Genomic DNA, 19695 nt, shown 5'->3' with positions numbered 1-19695 from the left:
GCTCACCTCCCTTGGAAGACGGGCGGGCGCTTCTCGGTGCGGGAGCGGCGGCCCTCGGCGAAGTCCTCGCTCGCCCAGCACCCCTCGAACGCCTCGTGCAGCCGCTTGTCCAGGAGCTCGTCGAACTCCGGCTCGAAGACCTCGTTGAGCACCCGCTTGGAGTAGGCCTGCGTGAGCGGGGCCAGCTCCGCCATCTGCTGCGCCCAGGCCACGGCCTCCTCGGTGGTGCCGGCCAGGTCGGCCAGCCCCCCGGCCAGCGCGGCCTCGGCATCGATCTGGTCGCAGGCCAGCAGCAGCCGCCGGGCCACCCCGTTGCCGGCCAGCAGGGCCAGCCGGCGGATGGTCCACGGATCCACCGCGAGGCCGATGCGTGCGGTCGGGACCGCGAATCGCGCCCGCGGGGCGACGACGCGGAAGTCCGCGGCGATGGCCAGCTGGGTGCCCGCCCCGATGGCCGCGCCGTCGATCGCGGCGACGACCGGGACCGGGGCGTCGGTGACGGCATGCAGCATGCCGTACAGCGCTTCCCGGAAGTCCGCGGTGTAGACCTCGTCGAGGTCCGCCCCGGAGCAGAAGCTGCGGCCGTTGCCGGTGAGGACGATTGCGCGGCCCTCCGCGGCCTCGGTCATCGCCGCCTCGATCAGACGGCACAGCTCGACGTTCAGCGCGTTGTGCTTGTCGGGCCGGTCGAGGGTGACGACGGCGACCCGGCCATGCCAGGACAGCTCGATCATGACCGCAGCTCCTTCCAGACGCTCTCGGGGGTGATCGGCAGCGTGTCGACGGCGACCCCGAGGGCGTCACGCAGGGCCCCCGCGAGGACCGCGTTCGGGCCCAGGGTGCCGCCCTCGCCGACGCCGCGGACCCCGAGCGGGTTCGCGGCCTGGTGCGAGACGTGGCCAATGACCATGTCGGGCACCTCGGCGCTTGTGGGCATCAGGTAGTCCAGCAGCGTCCCGGTGGACAGGTTCCCGGCGTCGTCGTAGACGAGGTGCTCGTACATCGCCCCGCCGAGGCCCTGGGCGATGGCGCCAGCGATCTGCCCGTCGACGATCTGCGGGTGCATGGCCCGGCCGGCGTCCTCGACGCAGACGTACTTCAGGATGCGCAGCTCGCCGGTGGCTCGGTCGACCTCCACGGCCGCGGCCTGGGCGCCGGCAGCGAAGGCGCCGCGGATGGGGTCGAAGAAGGTGGTGGCGTCCAGCCCGGGGTCGATGCCGTCGGGTAGCCGGTTGGACTCGAGATAGGCGACCCGAGCGACCTCGGCGACAGAGATCTGGGCCTTGGGCTCGCCGACCACGTAGATCTCGCCATCGACTACGCGCAGGTCGGCCTCGGCCGCCTCGATGAGCTCGGCGGCCAGCTTGACAAGCTTCTCCTTCACCGCGACCGCGGTGTTGTGGGCCGCGCCACCGCCGATGACGGCTTGGCGGGAGGAGAAGGCGCCGAAGCCCCAGAGGGCCTCGTCGGTGTCGCCGATGCGGACGTCGACGTCGTCGTAGTGGACACCGATCGCGTCGGACACGATCTGGGCGATCATGGTCTCCGAGCCCTGGCCCTGGGAGGTGATGCCGGAGATCACGGTGACCCGCCCGTCCGGGTTGATCCGCACGGTGCAGGCGTCGTGGCCAGTGCGGAACGGCATCCGCGGCCCGGCGCTCGCGGCGCGACCGAGCCCGGTGAGCTCGTTGTAGAGCGCCACGCCGATCCCGATCGGGTTGTGCCCGGCCTCGCGGCGGCGTTGCTGCTCGGCGCGGAACGCGGGGTAGTCCAGGGCGTCGAGGGCCTTGTCGAGGCACTCGCCGTAGTGGCCGGAGTCGTCGACCAGCCGGGAGGGCATCTTGTACGGGATGTCCTCGGGGGTGATGACGTTGCGGCGCCGGATCTCGATCGCGTCGATGCCGAGCCGTGCCGCGGCGTCGTCGAACATCGTCTCCATAGCGAACACGCTGGCCGGACGGGCGACGCCACGGTATGGGCCGGCCGGGGCGGTGTTGGTGGCGACGCCGCGCACGGTGCACCGGTAGTTGTCGAGCTTGTAAGGGCCCGACAGCAGCCCACCGGCCATGAGCGGCTCGATGCCCGCCGTCCAGGGGTAGACGGAGTAGGCGCCGACGTTGCACGTGACGTCGGCCTCCAGGGCCAGCAGCGTGCCGTCGGAGGCGAAGCCGGCCTTGATCAGGTAGCGGTGGTCGCGGGCATGGGCGGCCGCGAGCAGGTGCTCGGCGCGGTCCTCCACCCACTTCAGCGGGATCCCCGGCATCTCCCGCGCCATCAGACACAATGCGACGTCCTCGGGGTAGAGCACGGCCTTGACCCCGAACCCGCCGCCGACATCGGGCGCGACGACCCGGACCTTGCCCTCGGGCACGCCCATCAGCGCGGCGATCATGTTCCGCGCGATGTGGGGCACCTGGGTGCCGTTGTAGAAGGTCAGCTTCCCGTCGGCGGCGTCCCACAGCGCCACCCCGGCACGGCACTCCATCGGGTTGCCGGCGTGCCGGTTGGTGACGAGCTCGCGCTCCACGACGAGATCGGCCGCGGCGAAGGCGTCGGTCACCGAGCCGGCGTCGAAGGTGCGCTGCAGGAGCACGTTGTCCGGCGCCTCCGGGTGCACCGGCTCCCGCGGCTCCTGCCAGGCGCAGACCGTCGGCGGCAGGGCCTCGTAGTCGATGTCGACGAGCTCCAGTCCGTCTTCGGCGCGGTAGCGGTCCTTCGCGACGACGGCGGCGACCGGCTCTCCGGAGAAGCAGACCTTCTCGTGGGCGAGGATCGGCTGGTCGGTCTCGACGTAGGAGGGCAGCGCCGACTGGGCTCGCAGCACGACGTGCGCGAAGTCCTGGCCGGTGAACACCCGGTATCCCGCGTCGCGGGCCGCGGTGGCGTCCACGCCGGTGATCCGGGCGTGGCCGTAGGGGCTGCGCAGGAACGCCACGTGCCGCATCCGCGGCAGCTCGATATCGGTGACGTAGCGGCCGTGCCCGGTGATCAGCCGCCGGTCCTCCTTGCGCCGGACGTTGCGGCCCAGCGAGCCGGACTCGTCTTCCGCGGCGCTCGCCGGGGCCGGCGCTGTCGCCGGCGGCGCGCCCGCAGCGCCGTCCGCCCTGTCCACGCTCATCTGTCCTCCTTGCTGCAGTGTGGCCGACCCGGACCGGTCAGGGCATCGCGTAGCCGCCGTTGACCGAGACGACCTGCCCGGTGGTCCAGGACGACAGCGGCGAGGCGAGCAGCAGCACCATCGGGGTGATGTCGTCCGGGTGGCCGACCCGGCGCAGGGGGTACTGGGCGAGGATCTTCTTCATCTGCTCGGCCTCGGGTGTGCCGGCGTGCGCGTCGAAGTTGTCGGTGCGGACCAGCGCGAGCGACACGGCGTTGGCGCGGATGCCGAACCGTGCCAGCTCCTTGGCCAGCGAGCGGGTGAGCCCGACGGTGGTGGAGCGGGCGGTCGCGGTGACCAGCAGCCCGGACTCCCCGACCCGGCCCGAGTCGCCCATGAGGTTGACGATCGACCCGGACTTGCGCTCGGCCATCCGCTTGGCCACGGCGTGGGTCAGCTGCAGCGTCCCGGTGACCGTGACGTCGATCTGCGGTGCCCAGTCCTCGGGGGTCGACTCGAGGAACCGCTGCTTCTTGGTCACCGCCGAGTTGTTGACCAGCACCTCGATCGGCCCGAGCTCGGTCTCGGTGCGCTCGACGATGCCCGCGACCGCCTCGGCGTCGCGCAGGTCACCGCCCACCGCGATGGCCTTGACGCCCAGCTCACTGGCTTCGGCAGCGGCCTTCTCGGCGCCGTCGGCAGAGGAGTTGTAGTGGAACGCGACGTTGGCGCCCTCGCGGGCGAAACCGAGCCCGAGCGCCCGGCCCAGACCCTGACCCGCGCCGGTGACCAGAACGTTCGTTCCGGACAGCTGAAGATCCATGACGTGTGGTCTCCTAGACGATCTGCTGGAAGCTGCGGTTGCCGAACGCGGTGATCACGCGCCCGAACCGCAGCCCGGGGAAGTGGGCGCCGACGACGAGGTCGGTGGAGTCGGCCACCTCGTCGGCAATGGCGTTGCGCACCGCCCTCGCCGCGACCGGGTCGACGTCGAAGACCGCCTCCCAGTCCCGCTCGTGCAGCTCCACCACCGAGTGCACGACGTCGCCGAGCAGCAACGCCCGCTCGTCACCATCGGCCACCACGTACACGGTGGAGCCGGGGGTGTGGCCAGGAGTGTGCCGGGCGCTGAACCCCGGAGCGAGGGCGCCGTCCGCGTCGAAGGTCTCCAGCTGCTCCACCAGCGGCGAGAGCTTCCGGACTGCGCCCGGATCGGCGTCCGGCGACTCCACGAAGTGCGCCCAGTCCGCCGCGTGCACCCGGTAGGTGGCGTGGGGGAAGACGACCTCGCCCTTCTTCGTCGCCCAGCCGACGTGGTCGAAGTGCAGGTGGGTGAACACGACGTCGGTGACGTCGGCCGGCGCCACACCGAGCCCCCGCAGCGACTCCAGGAACCGCCCGCCCGCGTACTTGCCGTTGTCGATGGTGCCGACACCGGCGTCGACGAGCACGACCCGGTCCCCGGTGCGGACCAGGAAGCCGCCGAGGTCGAGGTGCAGGGTCCCGTGCTCGTCGAGCAGGTCGGTGTGGCACGCCCACGCGTCGGGGGCCTCCGGGCGGGTCAGGACCTCGGCCGCGGGCTCCTTCCCGACGCCGTCGAGCACCGGGAGGATCTCGATCGCTCCGATCTTCACGTGCCCGCCCCCGGAGTGAGCAGGGTGCGAACCCCGCGTCCGGCGGCCAGCTCGTCGAGGGCGTGGTTGACGTCCGCGAGGTGACCGTGCCCGGTGACCAGGCCGCGCAGGTCGAGCTGTCCGGAGCGGACCCAGTCGAAGAAGCGGGGCATGTCCGCCTCGGCGTCGACCGATCCCGCGACGCAGCCCTTGAGGGTGCGGGCGAAGTGGAACAGCTCGAGCGCGGAGAAGCTGACGGTGTCGTCCTTGCCGCCGATGCCGACGACGACGGCCGTGCCGCCGCGCCGGGTGAGGCCCCAGATGTCGCGGATGGTCCGGGACGAGCCCACGCAGTCGAAGGTGAAGTCGGCACCGCGGCCGCCGGTCAGGCTCCGCACGGCCTTCTTGGTGGCCTCATCGGCGGGCACGAAGTGGGTCGCCCCGGCCGCAGTGGCCTGCTCGGCCTTGTCCACGTTGCGGTCCACCGCGATGATCGTCGAGGCGCCCGCCAGCCGCGCGCCCTGCAGCACCGACAGCCCGACACCACCCAGCCCGACGACGAGGACGGACGCTCCCTCGCTGACCTTCGCGGTGTGGGTGACCGCGCCGACGCCGGTCATGACCGCGCAGCCGAGCAGCGCGGCGTCGGCGGTGTCGATGTCATCGGGCACCGGGACCAGCGCGCCGCGCGGCACGACCGTCTCCTCGGCGAAGGACCCGACGGTCAGACCCGGGTAGACCGGCTCGCCGTCGGCCGTCACGGCGTAGGGCTCGGTCGAGCGGCTCGACCCGTTCTCACACAGGTAGGGCTGGCCGTGGGTGCACGAGTAGCAGCCGCGGCAGGGCGTGATCCACAACAGGATCACCCGCTGCCCGATATCCAGGTCGCTGACCTCGGGGCCGGTCTCGACGACGGTCCCGCAGGCCTCGTGCCCCAGCACCGCGGGCAGCGGCTGGGCCAGCTTGCCGGTGGCCAGCGACAGGTCGGAGTGGCACACGCCTGTGCGTTCGATGCGCACCCGCACGTCCCTGGGCCCGACGGCCTTGAGCCGGATCGTCTCCACCGACATCGGCGCCCCGGCCTCGCGCAGCACCGCGGCGCGGACCGCGTGGGGGTAGTCGGCCGCCGTGTCCACGCTCCGCTGGGTTTCCACGCTCATCGCTGCACCGCCTTGATCTCGCAGACGTCGGCGATGCCGTACTCGCCGATCTCCCGCCCGGTGCCGGACTGCTTGTAGCCGCCGAACGGGGCGCCCGGGTTGAACGCGCCCCCGTTCACGTCGACCTGCCCGGTCTGCAGCCGGGCCGCCACCTCGAGCGCCGCCTCGTCGGGGCCCCACACGGCGCCGCCCAGGCCGTAGATGCTGTTGTTGGCGATCGCGACCGCGTCGTCGTCGGAGCCGGCCGCGAGGATCGCGAGCACCGGGCCGAACACCTCCTCCTGCGCGAGGCGGGAGTCCGGGTCGACGCGGGAGATCACGGTGGGGCTGACGTAGTAGCCCCGCTCCGGCAGCTCGACCTGCGAGGTCACGGTCACCGCCTGCGCGCCGCCGGCGCCCGGCTCCAGGAACGACTGGACCTCCTTGCGCTGCTCGGCGGAGATCAGCGGGCCCAGCCGGACACCGGGCACGTACTTCGCGGCGGCCGCCGAGGCGAGCTCTTCGACCTGCGCGAGCCGATCGGCCGGCACGATGAGCCGGGACAGGGCCGTGCAGGTCTGGCCGCCGTTGAGGAAGCAGTTCGCCACGGTGATCTTGACCGCGGTAGCGAGCTGCTCATCCGAGGCCCCGGACAGCACCACGCTCGGGGACTTCCCGCCGAGCTCCAGGGTGACCCGCTTGAGGGTCTCGGCCGCTGTGGCAGCGATGGTGCGGCCCACGGGCGTGGATCCGGTGAACGAGACCTGGTCGACGTCCGGGTGCCGGGTGAGCAGGTCACCCACCACGCGGCCGCTGCCCGGGACGAGATTGAACACACCCGCGGGCAGCCCGGCGGCCTCGAACGCGCGGGCCAGCTCGAACGCAGCGAGCGGGGTCAGGCCCGCGGGCTTGAGCACCACCGTGGTGCCGGCGGCCAGGGCCGGGACGACCTTCACCACCACCTGGTGCAGCGGCAGGTTCCACGGCGTGATCGCTGCGACGACCCCGACCGGCTCGCGGCGGATCAGCGAGTTCCCGATCTGCGAGGTGAACGGGAACCGCTCGAGCGCGTCGACCGTCGCGTCGACCACCGCGATCGGGGTGTCGACGTGCAGCGCCCGGGCCACCTTCGGCGGCGAGCCCTGCTCCCGATTGACGATGTCCGCGAACACGTCTGCTCGCTCCTTGAGGACCGCGCTGAGCCGGCGCAGTGTTGCGGCCCGTTCGGCCACCGGGGTCGCTGCCCAGGCCGGGAACGCCGCCTTTGCCGCGGCGACCGCCGCCTCGACGTCCTCTGTCGAGGCCTGGGTGATGCGGCCGATGACCTCCTCGGTGGCCGGGTTCTCGACATCCAGGTCAGCGCCGCCACCCGGGGTCCAGCGGCCGTCGATGTACAGCTTCGGCTCGTGGATCAGCTCCACGGTCGGGTCGCTCATCGGTCTCCCTCCACGTCGTGCACGGTCGTGTTGCGGGTGGTCGGCAACACCAGCTGCAGCACCAGGGGTGCCGCGCCGGCGGCCGCGGCGGGCCCGACACCGGCGATCGGTACGCCGCCCGCGGCCGAGCGCCTGCCCGCGCGCGCCAGCAGCCAGCCGAGCAGCAGCCCGAGCAGGCCCGCGCCGAGTGGCACCGCCTGCTGCTTCAGCAGGCCGAGTACGGCGCCGCCGCCGGTCGCCATCAGGTCCAGGGGCTCGACGTCGTCGACCGACCGGGGCCGCGCTGCGGTCGGCGTCGCGATCGGTGCCGCGAGCTGCGCTGCGCCGCCTTCGGCCGTCACGGATCCCCGCCCGGGGTCCTCGCCATGCTCGCGACCCATCTCCTCCTCGAGGCGGCGGGCGAACTGCCCGATCAGTTTGCCGCTGACGTCGGCGATGACCCCTCGTCCGAACTGCGCGACCCTGCCGGCCAGCTCGAGCTCGGTCACGACCACGACCTCGGTGCCGGTGCCCTGCGGGTTGAGCTGCAGGTCGATGGTCGCCGCGGCGTTGCCCTGGCCGCGCACGTCCCGGCCCTCGGCGCGCAGCACGGCGTGGTGCTTGTCGTCATCGCGCTGCGCGAACCGGGCCACGCCCTCGTACTGGGCGGTGACCGGGCCGACCTTGACCTTGACCGCGCCCTCGTAGTCCTCGCCGTCGACCCCCAGCAGGGCCGCACCGGGCAGACACGGTGCCACCCGCTCGAGGTCGGTGATCACGGCCCAGGCGCGGTCGACCGGCTCCGCCACGCTGAACGTGTTCGTCAGCTCCATCGCTTCCCGCTCCTCACTAACTAACGCTCCTTAGTACGCTACGACAGCGATCCGCCGGCCGCCAGTACGGGGTGCGCATCGTCACCCGGCGGACGTCGAGTCGCCCGCAGCCGTTGACGAGGTCGACGAGGGCGCGGGGACGGCTGTCGAGGCCGTTCGGCCCGGCTCCTCGACGAGCTGCTGCTGCAGCCGGAAACGTAGGATCTTCCCGGAGCCGGTGCGCGGGATGGCGTCGCACTCGATCAGCCGGTCGGGCACCTTGAACGACGACAGCCGGGCGCGGACGCCGGCCAGGACGGCCTCGTGGTCGAGCCGCCCCGGCCGGGCGGGCACGACGAAGGCCACCGGGACCTCACCGAGGTGCGAGTGTGGCATCCCGACCACGGCGGCGTCGTCGATCTCGTCGGAGGCGATCAGGGCGTCCTCGATCTCGGCGGGGTAGATGTTCTCCCCGCCCCGGATGATCAGCTCCTTGGTGCGCCCGCTGATCCGCAGGTAGCCGTTGAGGTCGCGGCGCGCGAGGTCACCGGTGCGATACCAGCCGTCCACCAGCACCGCGGCGGTCGCTTCGGGCAGGTTGTGGTAGCCGGGGGTGACGTTCGGGCCCTGCACCCACAGCTCGCCCTCCTCCCCCGGCATGACGTCCTTGCCCGACTGCGGGTCGACCAGCCGCACCGACAGGCCCGGCAGCGGCAGCCCGCACGACCCCATCACCCGCGTCCCGGTGGGCCAGTTCATCGTGACCATCGTCGAGGTCTCGGTGATGCCGTAGCCGTCGAGCAGGCGGATGCCGAAGGCGGCCTCGAACTTCTCGTTGACCGCGGCCGGCAGGATCGCCCCGGCGGAGACGCAGGCACGCAGGGCGGGCGCGGTGAAGCCCTGGTCGCCGACCCGGTCGAGCAGGTAGTGGAACATCGTCGGGACGCCGGGGAAGACGGTGACGTCGCCTTCCGGTCCGCCCGTGAAGCGCGTGGCGGTGTCGGTGACCGAGAAGCGCGGGAGCAGCCGCGCCGTCGCGCCGACCGCGAACACCCCGAGCACGCAGAGCACGAGGGCGTAGGAGTGGAACAGCGGCAGGGCGCTGAGCACCACGTCGTCGGAGTCGAGCCCGAGGATGGGCGCCCAGCAGGCCGCGACGACCCAGAAGCAGCCGCGCTGGGTGAGGTAGACACCCTTCGGCCGGCCCGTGGTGCCGGAGGTGTACAGCATCCAGGTTGGGTCGTCGAGGCCGAGGCAGTCGCGGGGGGACTCGCTGGAGATGGCGGCGAGCAGGTCGGAGTAGGCGACCTCCTCGACCGGGCCCGGCACCCCCGTCGCATCGCCGACCACGACGATCGCGAGCAGGTCCGCCCCGCGGGCGAGCTGGCGCACGGTGGGCAGGCGCTCCGCGTCGGTGATCACCACGCGCGAGCCGCTGTCGGTCAGGATGTGGGCGACCTCCGCGACCGCGGCCTGTGGGTTGGCACAGACCGCGATTGCGCCCGCCCGGGGCACGGCGAGGTAGGACTCGGCGACCTCGACCCTGTTGTCCAGGTAGAGCAGCACCCGGTCGCCGCGGCGGACCCCCATGCGCTGCAGGTGCCCGGCGATCCGTGCGGTGTTCTCGGCGAGCCCACTGAAGGTGAGGCTGCGCTCGTCGTCGATGTAGGCGATTCGGTCGGGCCTCACGTCGGTGTGGTTCGCCATGAGTTCCGGCACGGTGGCGATGTACTCCGTGCGCAGCACCACTCCTCCTCGGGTCGTCGGGACAGGGGAATCCGGCGGGCCAGCACCCACTCGGGTGCACTAATGGGTGACAGACGTCGGCTCTGATTCAAGCCCGGGCTGTGCGCGGACCTGCAACTCGTCGAACGACCGCTCGGCGCCGCGCTCCGAGGACAGCACCGTGCCAATCCAGCGGCCAGGAAGCCGACAGGGATCGCGAGCAGGCTCGGGTACTCGATCGGGTAGGGGGCCGCCGGGCCACACCGACGGCCGAGCACGATGCACTCGACCGAGATGAGGAGTCCGGCGACGATTCCGGCGATCGCGCCCGTGTGGTGAACCGACGCCAGGTCAGAGCCAGGAGCAGGGCGGGGAAGTTGGCCCCGGCGGCTACCGCCAACGCCGGCCCGACCAGGAACGCCATGGTGAAGTTCGGCCCCATCGGCAGCGTGATCACGATCGCGACGATCCCGGCGGCGACCACAGCGAGGATGGTCGCGGACGCCACCGCGGACACGAACACGATGAACAGATCGACGCCAAAGCTGCCCGGCCCGCCGCCAAGGAACCTCGCGAGCAAGGACACCGGGGCTACCACTCTTGCCGACCACTGGACCGGCCTCGGCCGGAAGCAGGGCACGGGCGCCGAACCCGATGACGGCCCTCATGCCGAACCCGATGACGGCCCCCATGCCGAAGAAGACGCCGATCGTCACAGCCGCGCCCGCGACCAGCAGCAGCACAGCCTTGAGGATCTGTACCCAGATCGTGGCAAGCCCAGTGTGCCCGCGAAGTCGGGAGCAGCGCCGACGACGGTCAGGAACACCGCGAACCCTCGGAGCAGGAGCGTGCTGACCGCCCGGTCGAAGCGACCACAACGGGCGGCCAGCTCCTGAAAGGGGTCGACGCCCGGAGCGCCGCCCAGTCGACTTCCTGCGATGCCGTCATCGAGCCCCTCCGGCGGTGGAGTGTACATTTGACTAGCTAACGCTCATAAGCTTAGCCCGACTCTAGTGAGGGCGACGACTTCTGGCAAGGTCTCCCGACCGGCGGGCCGGCGCTCACTGCTCGGCTCGGTCACGGCGCAGAGTGCCTGTTCAGTGCGATGAACACCGGTGCCGAAACGATTTGGCCGCGTCAAGGCGTACCTGCAAGTCGCTCGCAGGCCACTTGCTCGCTGTGGAGGCTCATCACTAGTGTCGGACTACGACCCTAGCGAGCGTTAGTCAGTGGGTCGGGAGACGCGCGGCGGCTAGTGGCCCCGCCGAGACTAAGGTTGTTGCATGCCGTCAGCGGACACCCGCACCGGCCCGGAGTCCCGGGCCGTGGTGACGAGCGAGGCCGTCCTGGATGCCGCGCTCACGTTGTTCGCCCAGCGGGGCTATCACGGCACGGCGTTGAGTCAGATCGCCGAGATCCTCGGCATCCGCACGCCCAGCCTCTACAACCACATGCGGTCCAAGCAGGAGCTGCTGGAGACCATCGTCGAGCAGACCCTCGACCACGTCCTGGCCGACTTCCATGTTGCGGTGGCTGGCACGGACGACCCGGTCGCCCAGCTGCGCGATGCGACCAGGGTCTACGCCCTGCGCCATGCCACGCACCGTCGCGAGGCGCTGATCGTCAACAGGGACACCACCAGCCTGCCCGAGCCCGCGCTCACCGCAATGCGGGAGCGACGGCGTGATCACGAGCGCGCTGTCCGCTCGGTGATCACCCGGGGCATCGAATGCGGAGTCTTTGCCGTCGGAAATGCGGGCCTCGCGTCCTTCGCCATCCTGGAGATGAGCGTCAGCATCGCCCGATGGTTCCGTGAGGACGGCCCGCGCACCGCCGAGCAGGTCGCCGACGAGTACGCCGAGTTCGCCCTCCGGATCGTGAGGTACCGCCCATGACCAGCGCCGGCACCCGGGACACGGTGACCAGCCGGGCCGTCCTGGACACGGCGCTGACCCTGTTCGCCGAACGCGGCTACCACGGCACAGCGCTGAGCCAGATCGCCGAGGTACTCGAGGTGCGCACCCCGAGCCTGTACAACCACATGCGGTCCAAGCAGGAGCTGCTGCAGACGATCGTCGCCGACACTGTCCGAGGGGTCCTCGACGACTTCCACGCCGCCATCGAAGGACGCACAGAACCCGTCGACCGGCTCTATCACGCCGTCCTGGTCTATGCGCGCCGTCATGCGACACACCGGCGGGAGGCGATCGTCGTCAACCGGGACACCTCGAGCCTTGAGGAGCCGTTCCGCTCACAGATGCAGGAGTTGCGGCGCGAGCACGAGCACGCCCTACGGACGATCATCAGCGACGGGGTCGCAGCGGACCGCTTTGTCGTGGACTCCCCCGCCCTGGCCTCGTTCGCCATCCGTGAGATGTGCGTCAGCATCGCCCGCTGGTACCAGGACGACGGGCCCATCGGCCCCGAGCAGGTCGCCCGCGAGTACACCGAGTTCGCCCTCAACATCGTCGGGCTCGGGCGCATCGGCTCCTGACCGACCCCAAAGCCCTGGGCTGCATACCGGAGTGGGCTTCCACCGGGCGACGACGACCTACCTCTCTGGCTCTGCCGTCCCGCAATGCGTCAAGAGGGCGGAGCTCCCCTGCCGCCCCTGTACCTGGCAGCCAGCTGGCACGAGACCCTGCGGGACGACACGACACGACACGACACAACACGCCTCGCCGAGCGCGCCCGCGCGGCCGGGTTTTCCGTGACGCTGGAGCTCGAGGACGGGCAGCAGCACGCCTATCAGATGGGCGCCGGACGGCTCGCTGTCGCGGACGAGTCGCTGACGCGGATCGGGCGGTGGATCTCGGGCCTACCCCGTGTCGCGGAGCCCGCCGCACGGCCGACGGTCGCCGGAGGTGCCCGATGAGGTTCGGGGTCGTCCTCGCTTCCCGGATCGCCGACTGGGAGGTCTTTCGGTACGCGGAGGAGCTGGGCTTCGACTCGGTGTGGGCCTGCGACTCCCAGATGCTGTGGTCCGACTGCTACGCAAGCTCGCCCTTGCCGCGGCCCACACCGAACGCATCGCCCTCGGCCCGGGTGTCGCCGCGGCCGGCACCCGGCTCGCACCCGTCACGGCCCACTCCATCGCGTCGGTGGCGAAGCTGGCGCCGGGCCGGACCTTTCTCGGTATCGGCACGGGCCACACCTCGATGCGGGTCATGGGCCGCAAGCCCATGCCCGTCGGTGAGCTCAGGACCTACGTGCGCACGGTGCGCGGTCTGCTCGCGGGCGAGGAGGTGGACCTCGGCGGAGGCGCACACACCCGCGTCCTGATCCGCGACCAGGGGTTCGTCGACCTCGACCACCCCATCCCGGTCGTCGTGGGCGCCAACGGCCCGCGCGCGCTGCGCCTCGCGGGCGCGGAGGGGGACGGTGTCGTCCCGATCGCCGTGACCCGCCCGGACGAGGTCGAGGGCGTCACGAAGCTGGTGGCCGAGGGTGCCGCTCGGTCCGGCCGCGCCCTTCCTCCGGGCTTCGCCACGACGTCGATGACGAACGTCGTCGTGCTGGCGGAGGGCGAGTCGGCGACCTCGTCGCGTGTGCTCGCGATGACCGACTCCTGGGTGGGCGCCGCGATTCACTTCACCTACGAGATGTGGTCGATCCGGGAGGACGAGGACGCCGTCCCCCGCCCTTCCGTCCCTTCTGGGAGGAGTACTGCGCGCACGTCGCCGGATGGAGACCCCCGAGGACCGCCCGCTACCTCGAACTGCACGACGGCCACGCCACCTGGCTGCCCGCCGCCGAGCGCGGGTTCCTGACCGAGGACGCCGTCCGGGCGCTCATGATCGTGGGCACCGTCGACGAGGTCGTGGAGCAGATTCGGGAGGCGGAACGGGCCGGCGTGACCGAGCTGGCACTCCAGAGCCCGCTGGCCACTGCCCGAGACGTGATGCGGGAGTTCGCCGAACGGGTCCGGCCGGCGCTCCGAGCGCCACTTGCCCTGGTGCAGGCGTCGTCGCCATCAAGGCCCAGCGTTCCCCGAAGTGGGTGCACACTCGCCGGAGTCCCACCGCCGCAATCGACAAACCCGCACGTGCGGGTTCACAGATGTCGATCTCCTTCTGCCGGATCGAGGGGCATGAAGGCCTTACCGAGAGGGGTCCGAGAGAAGCGGGGCGCCGGAGCCGGCTCGATGGCTCCGTGAGCGTCGGTCACGAGGGTCCGGCGAGCTGCGAGATGCGCGTCGGCAGGAGCCTCCTCCAGCGACAGGACCGGGGTGACGCACGCGTCGACGGAGGCGAACCGTCGGGTCCATTCGGCGCGGGTGGCGGTGGCGAACGCCGTGGCGAGGAGTGCCTTCGTCTCCGGCCACCGCTGCCGGTCCCATTGGTCCGGCACGACCGCGGCGTCGAGTTCGAGGACCTCCAGCAGCCGCGACCAGAACTGCGGCTCGATGCTGCCGACCGCCATGTACTCGTCGTCGGCGGTGCGGTAGACGTCGTAGAAGGGAGCGCCCGAGTCCAGTTCGTTCTCCCCCGGCGCGCCCGGCCACCGGCCCTGGGCGAGCCGACTCCAGATCCCGGTCATGAGCAGGCCGACCCCGTCGACCATGGCGGCGTCGACGACCTGGCCGCGGCCCGAGGTGTGCCGCTCCACCAGGGCCATCAGCACGCCGGCGAACAGCAGCATCCCGCCGCCGCCGTAGTCGGCGACGATGTTGAGCGGAGGGACCGGGGCCTCGCCCCGGCGGGCGATCGAGCGCAGGGCGCCGGTGAGCGAGAGGTAGTTGATGTCGTGGCCGGCCTGCGCGCTGCGCGGGCCGTCCTGGCCCCACCCGGTCATGCGCCCGTAGACCAGCCGCGGGTTCGCGGTGCACAGGTCCTCCGGCCCCAGACCGAGCCGCTCCATCACACCCGGTCGGTACCCCTCGATCAGGACGTCGGCGGCCTCGGCCGCGCGGTGGGCCCGCGAGCGGCCCTCCGCCGACTTCGGATCCACCTCCAGGGTGTCCCGTCCACGCAGCAGCGCACCACCGTCCGGCGAGCCGCCCGGACGCTCGATCCGCAGGACGTCCGCCCCGGCGTCGGCCAGCATCATGGCGGCGAACGGTCCGGGACCGAGACCGGCGAACTCGACGACCTGCAGGCCCGTCAACGGGCCCTGCCCCTCACCCACGTGCCCCTCCACGGCAGACCAGCAGATAGCTGCCCGACTGACGACGGGTCTCCACCAGACCGGCGCGCCGCAGGCGGGCGAGCCGACCTCGGACCTCGTTGCGGCTGACGCTCCACAGCTCGGCCAGCCGCCGCTCACTGGGGAGACGGCCCTGGTCGGAGATCTCGGCGAGCATGGCGAGCACGTGCGCAGGCGGGCGCCCCGGGGCGCCGGTACGCAGATCGTCACCGTGCACGGTGGCTCGTCTCCTCCAGCCGGGCCCCGAACTCCTCCTGCACGGCGCGGGTGTGCTCGCCCAGGTCGGGGACCCTCGCGCTGTGGACCACCCAGTCCGCGCTCGTCGGGGGTGGGCGGAGGGCGGGGGCGGTGCCGCCGGGGGTCGTGACCTCGTGCCAGCGGCCGCGCTCGCGCAGCTGCGGGTGCGCCGCCAGGTCGGTGACGTCGTTGAGCCGGGCGTTCCCGATGCCGGCGGCGTCGGCCATGGTCTGGATCTCGGCGAGGTCGCGCGTGCGGCACCAGTCGCCGAGGACCTCGTCGAGCTCCGACCGGTGCCGGATCCGGTCGGCGTTGTGCCGGTAGCGCTCGTCCTCGGCCAGGTCCGGTTTGCCGAGCAGACCGGCGAGGCGGCCGAATTCACGGTCGCTCGTAGTCCCGAGCACCGCGATCTGTCCGTCCCTGGTCGGGTAGGCGCCGTACGGAGCGATCAGCGGGGAGCCCATCCCGGCGGCGCGCGGTGCCGGCGCGCCGTGGACGACCTGGTTCAGCGCGAAGCCCATCATCTCGGCGACGACGTCGAGCATCGCCAGGGACACGACCGTCCCGCGGCCCGTCCGCTCGCGGTCGTACAGGGCCGTGACGATGCTGCCGAAGGCGTACAGAGCGGTCCCGATGTCCGCGACCGGCACTCCGGGCTTGGCGGGTGCGCCAGGTTCCCCGGTGATCGCACACACCCCGCCCTCGGCTTGGACCAGCAGGTCGTAAGCCCGCTTGTGGTCCAACGGCCCACCGAGGCCATAGCCGGAGATGTCCACCACGACGAGGCGCGGCCGGTGCTGGACCAGATCGGCGGGGCCGAGCCCGAGACGCCCAAGCGCACCCGGGGCGAGGTTGCTCACGAAGACGTCCGCGGCGTCCAGCAGGCGCTCGAACAGGGCTCGGTCCGACGCCTGGGTCAGGTCGAGCGCGGCCGACTCCTTGCCGTGGTTGAGCCAGACGAAGTGGCCGGACATCCCGTGGACGACGTCGTCGTAGTGGCGGGTGGAGTCCCCGCCCGCGGGGTTCTCCACCTTGATCACCCGCGCTCCGAGATCGGCGAGGTGGCGGGTGCACAGCGGAGCCGAGATCGCCTGCTCCAGAGCGACGACCAGCAGCCCCTCCAGCGGGCTCACGTGAACCTCGGCGCGCGCTTCTCTCGGTGCGCCGCCACGCCCTCGACGACGTCCGGTCCGCCGAACCCGTGGAACTCCAGTCCCAGTGAGGCCTCGAAGGCAGGCCAGGCCTGGCGGTACCAGTTGTTCAGGGCGTGCTTCGTCCACTGGAGCGCGCTCGGCGAGCCCGCCGCCAGCCGCACCACGATGTCCATGGCGCGGTCCTGGACCTCGGCGTCGTCGACACAAAGGGACACGAGCCCGATCCGCTCGGCCTCCTCGCCGGTGAGCACCTCGTTGGTGAGCAGGTGGTACTTCGCCTTCGCCAACCCGCACAGCAGCGGCCAGCAGATCGCTGCGTGGTCGCCAGCGGCCACGCCGAGCCGCACGTGTCCGTCGACGATCTTCGCGCGGCGGCCGACCACCGAGACGTCGGCGAGCAGCGCCGCGACCAGGCCGGCCCCCGCGGCGGGCCCGTTGACCGCCGACACGATCGGGACGTCGCAGTCGATGATGTTGCGCACTAGGTCGCGGGCCTCCCGCAGCACCCGGGTGCGCACCCGCCAGTCGTCCACGATGGACTCCACGAGGTCGAAGCTTCCGCCCGCGGAGAACGCCCGGTCCCCCGCGCCGCGGATCAGGACGGCACGCACGGACTCGTCCCGGGACACCGCCGTCCACACGTCGGCGAGGTCGCGGTGCATGTCCGCGCCGACCGCGTGCAGGTCCGGGCCGTCGAGCACGATCCGTAGCACGCCGTCGGCGGGCCGGTCGACCGAGAGCGTTGGGAATTCCTCGTATCTCCTCATGCCCCCACCCTCTCCACCAGCGCAACCTTCACGTGGTCCGGGCGCTTCAGCGAGCCCTCCGGGACGAGCTGCACCCGGCTCTTCACGTTGAGCGCCGAGCGCACCCTGTCCTCGATCGCCCGCCGCAGCTCCTCGTGACGGTAGCCCTCCAGGTCGGCGGCGTGCTCGACGATCAGCGGCAGGGGCTGCTGGGTCGAGTGACCCGCGAAGTCCACGCGGATCCGCATCTCCCCGGTGGTTGCGGGCGCCAGGCTCAGCACGAGGTCCTTGATGGCCGAGGGGAAGACGTTGATCCCCCGGACGATGAGCATGTCGTCGGTGCGCCCGACGCAGCGCACCTTGTAGCCGGTCCGTCCGCAGGCACAGTCCGTCCCGGTGACCACGACGTGATCGCGGGTGCGGAACCGCAGCAGCGGCGAGGCCTGCCGTCGCAGCGCGGTGTAGACCAGCTCGCCCTCGGCCCCGTCGACCGGCTCGACGCGCTCGCCGGTGTCGGGGTCGATGAGCTCGGTGACCATGAGGTCCGGGGAGAGGAAGTGCATCCCGTCGTTCGCCTCGCACTCGCCCCAGTAGGTGGAGGCGATGTCCGTGCCGCCCAGCATCTCGCGCACGGTCGCACCCCAGAGGTGTTCGAGGTTCTCGCGGACGCTGGGCAGGCCTGCGCCCGGCTCGCCGCCGACGCTGATCGACCGCACGCCGAGGTCCTGAGAGCGTTGCCCGACGACGGTGGGCGCCTGCTCAGCGAGGTAGGCCAGGAAGTGCGGGGTGCCGATGATCAGCTCGGGACGTTGGTCGGCCTGGACCCGCAGGAGTCGCTCGGCGCCGGCCTCGGCCCCGATCGGGATGTCGACGATACCCATGTACTGCAGGATCTGCACGATCGGCAGGCCGCCGACGAACCCCTTGCTCATGCCGAACGCGTGCAGTGCGCGGTCGCCAGGGCGGAACCCGTTGGCGTAGAGGGCGCGGGCGCCGAGCTCACACCAGGTGGTGACGTCAGAGGCGGTCAGCCCCACGTAGGACGGGCTGCCGGTGGTCCCGGACGAGGCTTGGACCTGCACGATCTCCGTGCGGTCCGCGGCGACGTGCCGGCCGAGCGGCGGCGACGCGGCGAGGCTGTCGCGCAGCTCCTGCTTCTCGGTGAACGGGAGGTCGGCGAGGTCGTCGACCGAGCGGACGTCGGCGGGGTCGACGCCGTGTTCGACGAATTTGGCCTGGTAGAAGGTACTGTGCGCGGCGAGGTGGGCGATCTGCTCGCGGAGGTTCGCGTCCTGTACGGCGCGGGTCTCGGTGGCGGGCAGGGTCTCGATCTCGCTCCAGTGCGAGGCGGAGAACGGGGTGGCCGGCTGGACGTACATCGGTGCCTCTCGAGGGGTGGCGGAACGCCCGGGCGGGCGGGTGCCCGCCCGGGCTGGGATCACCGAGCGTCGACGATCAGGAGTCGAGGACGATGACGCCGCGGATGTTCTTGCCCGCGCGCAGGTCCTCGTAGCCCTGGTTGACGTCCTCGAGCCGGTACCGCTGGGTGATGAGCTCGTCGAGCTTGAGCTTGCCCTCGTCGTAGAGCCGCAGCAGGCGCACGATGTCGTACTGCGGGTTCGACGACCCGAACAGGCAGCCCTTGATGGTCTTCTCCATCAGGGTCAGCTCCATGCCCGAGATGTGGACAGTGAGCTTGGCCGGGTCGGCGAGGCTCGCGAGGCTGACGGTGCCGCCCTTGCCGATGATGTGGAAGGCATCGCTGATGACCTTCTCGTCCGGGGTGCCGACGAAGATCAGCGCGCCGTCGGCCATCTGCCCCCAGGTCATCTGCTTGACCGCCTCGTGCGCCTCCTCGGCGGTGGCGAACGCGTGGGTGGCGCCGAACTTGAGCGCGGTGTCGCGCTTGAACTCGATCGGGTCGATCGCGACGACGTACCGGGCACCGGCCATCACCGCGCCCTGGACCGCGTTGATCCCGAGGCCGCCGATGCCGAAGATGACGGCGGTGTCGCCGGCCCGGATCCCGTTGTTGTAGACCGGGCCGCCCCACCCGGCGGGGACACCGCACCCGACCAGTACGGCGGTCTCCAGCGGCAGCCACTCGTCGACCTTGACGACCGAGTGCTGCGACACCGTGGTTCGCTCGGAGAAGCTGCCCAACAGGCACAGGCTGCCGAAGTCCACGCCGTCCTTATGGAATTTGAACGACCCGTCGGGGAACCGGCCCTCCAGGATGGTGGCGCCCATGTCGCAGAGGTTCGAGCGGCCGGAGGCGCAGTAACGGCAGGTCCCGCAGTTGGGGATGTAGCTGCACACCACATGGTCTCCGGGCTTGACCTTGGTGACGCCCGGACCGACCTCCTCGACGATCCCCGCGCCCTCGTGGCCGCCGACGATCGGGTAGCGCGGCGGCATGTCGCCGTCGGTCAGGTGCAGGTCGGAGTGGCACAGGCCCGCGGCGACGTTGCGCAGCAGCACCTCACCCTCACCGGGCCCGTCGAGGTCGAGCTCCATGATCTCGAACGGTCGGTGCACGCCCAGGCTCACGGCCGCCTTGGTCTTCATGACTGGTCCTCTCGCGTCGTTGCGGTGTCCTCATCAATGCTCGC

Annotated in this window: 18 protein-coding genes; 4 read left to right on the top strand and 14 right to left on the bottom strand. The window is 71.5% G+C overall.

Annotation, left to right across the window (positions count from 1 at the left end; translation table 11 throughout):
- Nucleotides 1–2 precede the first annotated feature (2 nt).
- The 8 genes from AB0B41_RS15260 to AB0B41_RS15225 form a co-directional block, all read right to left on the bottom strand.
- Nucleotides 3–734 carry an enoyl-CoA hydratase gene (locus AB0B41_RS15260; protein ID WP_358203271.1) on the bottom strand — a complete coding sequence of 244 codons (732 nt, stop codon included), beginning with the start codon at nucleotides 732–734 and terminating at the stop codon, nucleotides 3–5.
- The gene (locus tag AB0B41_RS15255; protein ID WP_358203268.1) at nucleotides 731–3118 is read right to left on the bottom strand and encodes a xanthine dehydrogenase family protein molybdopterin-binding subunit; all 2388 of its coding nucleotides are present in this window, start codon (nucleotides 3116–3118) and stop codon (nucleotides 731–733) included. The genes AB0B41_RS15260 and AB0B41_RS15255 overlap by 4 nt, the downstream gene beginning before the upstream one ends.
- Nucleotides 3119–3155: 37 nt before the next feature.
- Nucleotides 3156–3920 carry an SDR family oxidoreductase gene (locus AB0B41_RS15250; protein ID WP_358203266.1) on the bottom strand — a complete coding sequence of 255 codons (765 nt, stop codon included), beginning with the start codon at nucleotides 3918–3920 and terminating at the stop codon, nucleotides 3156–3158.
- Between the two features lie 13 nt (nucleotides 3921–3933).
- Nucleotides 3934–4731: an MBL fold metallo-hydrolase gene (locus AB0B41_RS15245; RefSeq protein ID WP_358203264.1), complete on the bottom strand. Its 798-nt coding sequence runs from the start codon at nucleotides 4729–4731 to the stop codon at nucleotides 3934–3936.
- On the bottom strand, nucleotides 4728–5870 hold the full coding sequence (locus AB0B41_RS15240; RefSeq protein ID WP_358203262.1) for a zinc-binding dehydrogenase: 1143 nt from the start codon (nucleotides 5868–5870) through the stop codon (nucleotides 4728–4730). Before AB0B41_RS15240 ends, AB0B41_RS15245 begins: the two co-directional genes overlap by 4 nt.
- Entirely contained in the window at nucleotides 5867–7285 is a 1419-nt protein-coding gene (locus tag AB0B41_RS15235; protein ID WP_358203260.1) for an aldehyde dehydrogenase family protein, read from the bottom strand. Before AB0B41_RS15235 ends, AB0B41_RS15240 begins: the two co-directional genes overlap by 4 nt.
- The gene (locus AB0B41_RS15230; RefSeq protein WP_358203258.1) at nucleotides 7282–8097 is read right to left on the bottom strand and encodes an SRPBCC family protein; all 816 of its coding nucleotides are present in this window, start codon (nucleotides 8095–8097) and stop codon (nucleotides 7282–7284) included. The genes AB0B41_RS15235 and AB0B41_RS15230 overlap by 4 nt, the downstream gene beginning before the upstream one ends.
- An 81-nt stretch (nucleotides 8098–8178) precedes the next feature.
- Nucleotides 8179–9822: a class I adenylate-forming enzyme family protein gene (locus AB0B41_RS15225; protein ID WP_358203255.1), complete on the bottom strand. Its 1644-nt coding sequence runs from the start codon at nucleotides 9820–9822 to the stop codon at nucleotides 8179–8181.
- Between the two features lie 401 nt (nucleotides 9823–10223).
- Here AB0B41_RS15225 and AB0B41_RS15220 point away from each other — a divergent pair, with 401 nt between their 5' ends.
- The 4 genes from AB0B41_RS15220 (at nucleotide 10224) to AB0B41_RS15205 (ending at nucleotide 13571) form a co-directional block, all read left to right on the top strand.
- Nucleotides 10224–10697: a hypothetical protein gene (locus tag AB0B41_RS15220; protein WP_358203253.1), complete on the top strand. Its 474-nt coding sequence runs from the start codon at nucleotides 10224–10226 to the stop codon at nucleotides 10695–10697.
- Between the two features lie 387 nt (nucleotides 10698–11084).
- Nucleotides 11085–11696 (top strand): TetR family transcriptional regulator, encoded by a 612-nt coding sequence (locus AB0B41_RS15215; RefSeq protein WP_358203251.1) that lies wholly within the window; start codon nucleotides 11085–11087, stop codon nucleotides 11694–11696.
- On the top strand, nucleotides 11693–12295 hold the full coding sequence (locus AB0B41_RS15210) for a TetR/AcrR family transcriptional regulator (protein WP_358203249.1): 603 nt from the start codon (nucleotides 11693–11695) through the stop codon (nucleotides 12293–12295). The genes AB0B41_RS15215 and AB0B41_RS15210 overlap by 4 nt, the downstream gene beginning before the upstream one ends.
- A 484-nt stretch (nucleotides 12296–12779) precedes the next feature.
- Nucleotides 12780–13571, top strand: a complete 792-nt coding sequence (locus AB0B41_RS15205; protein WP_358203246.1) for an LLM class flavin-dependent oxidoreductase — start codon at nucleotides 12780–12782, stop codon at nucleotides 13569–13571.
- 283 nt (nucleotides 13572–13854) lie between these two features.
- On the opposite strand, the gene AB0B41_RS15200 is transcribed toward AB0B41_RS15205, so the two are convergent.
- The 6 genes from AB0B41_RS15200 to AB0B41_RS15175 form a co-directional block, all read right to left on the bottom strand.
- Nucleotides 13855–14928 carry a CaiB/BaiF CoA-transferase family protein gene (locus AB0B41_RS15200; protein ID WP_358203244.1) on the bottom strand — a complete coding sequence of 358 codons (1074 nt, stop codon included), beginning with the start codon at nucleotides 14926–14928 and terminating at the stop codon, nucleotides 13855–13857.
- The gene (locus tag AB0B41_RS15195) at nucleotides 14921–15163 is read right to left on the bottom strand and encodes a GntR family transcriptional regulator (protein ID WP_358203241.1); all 243 of its coding nucleotides are present in this window, start codon (nucleotides 15161–15163) and stop codon (nucleotides 14921–14923) included. Before AB0B41_RS15195 ends, AB0B41_RS15200 begins: the two co-directional genes overlap by 8 nt.
- On the bottom strand, nucleotides 15153–16316 hold the full coding sequence (locus tag AB0B41_RS15190) for a CoA transferase (RefSeq protein WP_358203239.1): 1164 nt from the start codon (nucleotides 16314–16316) through the stop codon (nucleotides 15153–15155). Before AB0B41_RS15190 ends, AB0B41_RS15195 begins: the two co-directional genes overlap by 11 nt.
- Complete coding sequence (locus AB0B41_RS15185) at nucleotides 16313–17104, bottom strand: enoyl-CoA hydratase/isomerase family protein (protein WP_358203237.1); 792 nt, start codon at nucleotides 17102–17104, stop codon at nucleotides 16313–16315. The genes AB0B41_RS15190 and AB0B41_RS15185 overlap by 4 nt, the downstream gene beginning before the upstream one ends.
- Complete coding sequence (locus tag AB0B41_RS15180; RefSeq protein ID WP_358203234.1) at nucleotides 17101–18462, bottom strand: AMP-binding protein; 1362 nt, start codon at nucleotides 18460–18462, stop codon at nucleotides 17101–17103. The genes AB0B41_RS15185 and AB0B41_RS15180 overlap by 4 nt, the downstream gene beginning before the upstream one ends.
- Nucleotides 18463–18538: 76 nt before the next feature.
- Entirely contained in the window at nucleotides 18539–19651 is a 1113-nt protein-coding gene (locus AB0B41_RS15175) for an NDMA-dependent alcohol dehydrogenase (RefSeq protein ID WP_358203232.1), read from the bottom strand.
- Nucleotides 19652–19695: the final 44 nt, after the last annotated feature.

It is taken from the genome of Pseudonocardia sp. NPDC049154, assembly GCF_040648315.1.
Taxonomy (GTDB): Bacteria; Actinomycetota; Actinomycetes; order Mycobacteriales; family Pseudonocardiaceae; genus Pseudonocardia.
This window is presented reverse-complemented; position numbering and strand designations above follow the sequence as displayed.

Bases quoted from the DNA above. Each gene is read 5' to 3' on its own strand.
- AB0B41_RS15220 (WP_358203253.1), top strand. From the start codon at position 10,224: ATGGTGAAGTTCGGCCCCATCGGCAGCGTGATCACGATCGCGACGATC.
- AB0B41_RS15255 (WP_358203268.1), bottom strand. From the start codon at position 3,118: ATGAGCGTGGACAGGGCGGACGGCGCTGCGGGCGCGCCGCCGGCGACA.
- AB0B41_RS15175 (WP_358203232.1), bottom strand. From the start codon at position 19,651: ATGAAGACCAAGGCGGCCGTGAGCCTGGGCGTGCACCGACCGTTCGAG.
- AB0B41_RS15180 (WP_358203234.1), bottom strand. From the start codon at position 18,462: ATGTACGTCCAGCCGGCCACCCCGTTCTCCGCCTCGCACTGGAGCGAG.
- AB0B41_RS15235 (WP_358203260.1), bottom strand. From the start codon at position 7,285: ATGAGCGACCCGACCGTGGAGCTGATCCACGAGCCGAAGCTGTACATC.
- AB0B41_RS15230 (WP_358203258.1), bottom strand. From the start codon at position 8,097: ATGGAGCTGACGAACACGTTCAGCGTGGCGGAGCCGGTCGACCGCGCC.
- AB0B41_RS15215 (WP_358203251.1), top strand. From the start codon at position 11,085: ATGCCGTCAGCGGACACCCGCACCGGCCCGGAGTCCCGGGCCGTGGTG.
- AB0B41_RS15250 (WP_358203266.1), bottom strand. From the start codon at position 3,920: ATGGATCTTCAGCTGTCCGGAACGAACGTTCTGGTCACCGGCGCGGGT.
- AB0B41_RS15210 (WP_358203249.1), top strand. From the start codon at position 11,693: ATGACCAGCGCCGGCACCCGGGACACGGTGACCAGCCGGGCCGTCCTG.
- AB0B41_RS15185 (WP_358203237.1), bottom strand. From the start codon at position 17,104: ATGAGGAGATACGAGGAATTCCCAACGCTCTCGGTCGACCGGCCCGCC.
- AB0B41_RS15240 (WP_358203262.1), bottom strand. From the start codon at position 5,870: ATGAGCGTGGAAACCCAGCGGAGCGTGGACACGGCGGCCGACTACCCC.
- AB0B41_RS15260 (WP_358203271.1), bottom strand. From the start codon at position 734: ATGATCGAGCTGTCCTGGCATGGCCGGGTCGCCGTCGTCACCCTCGAC.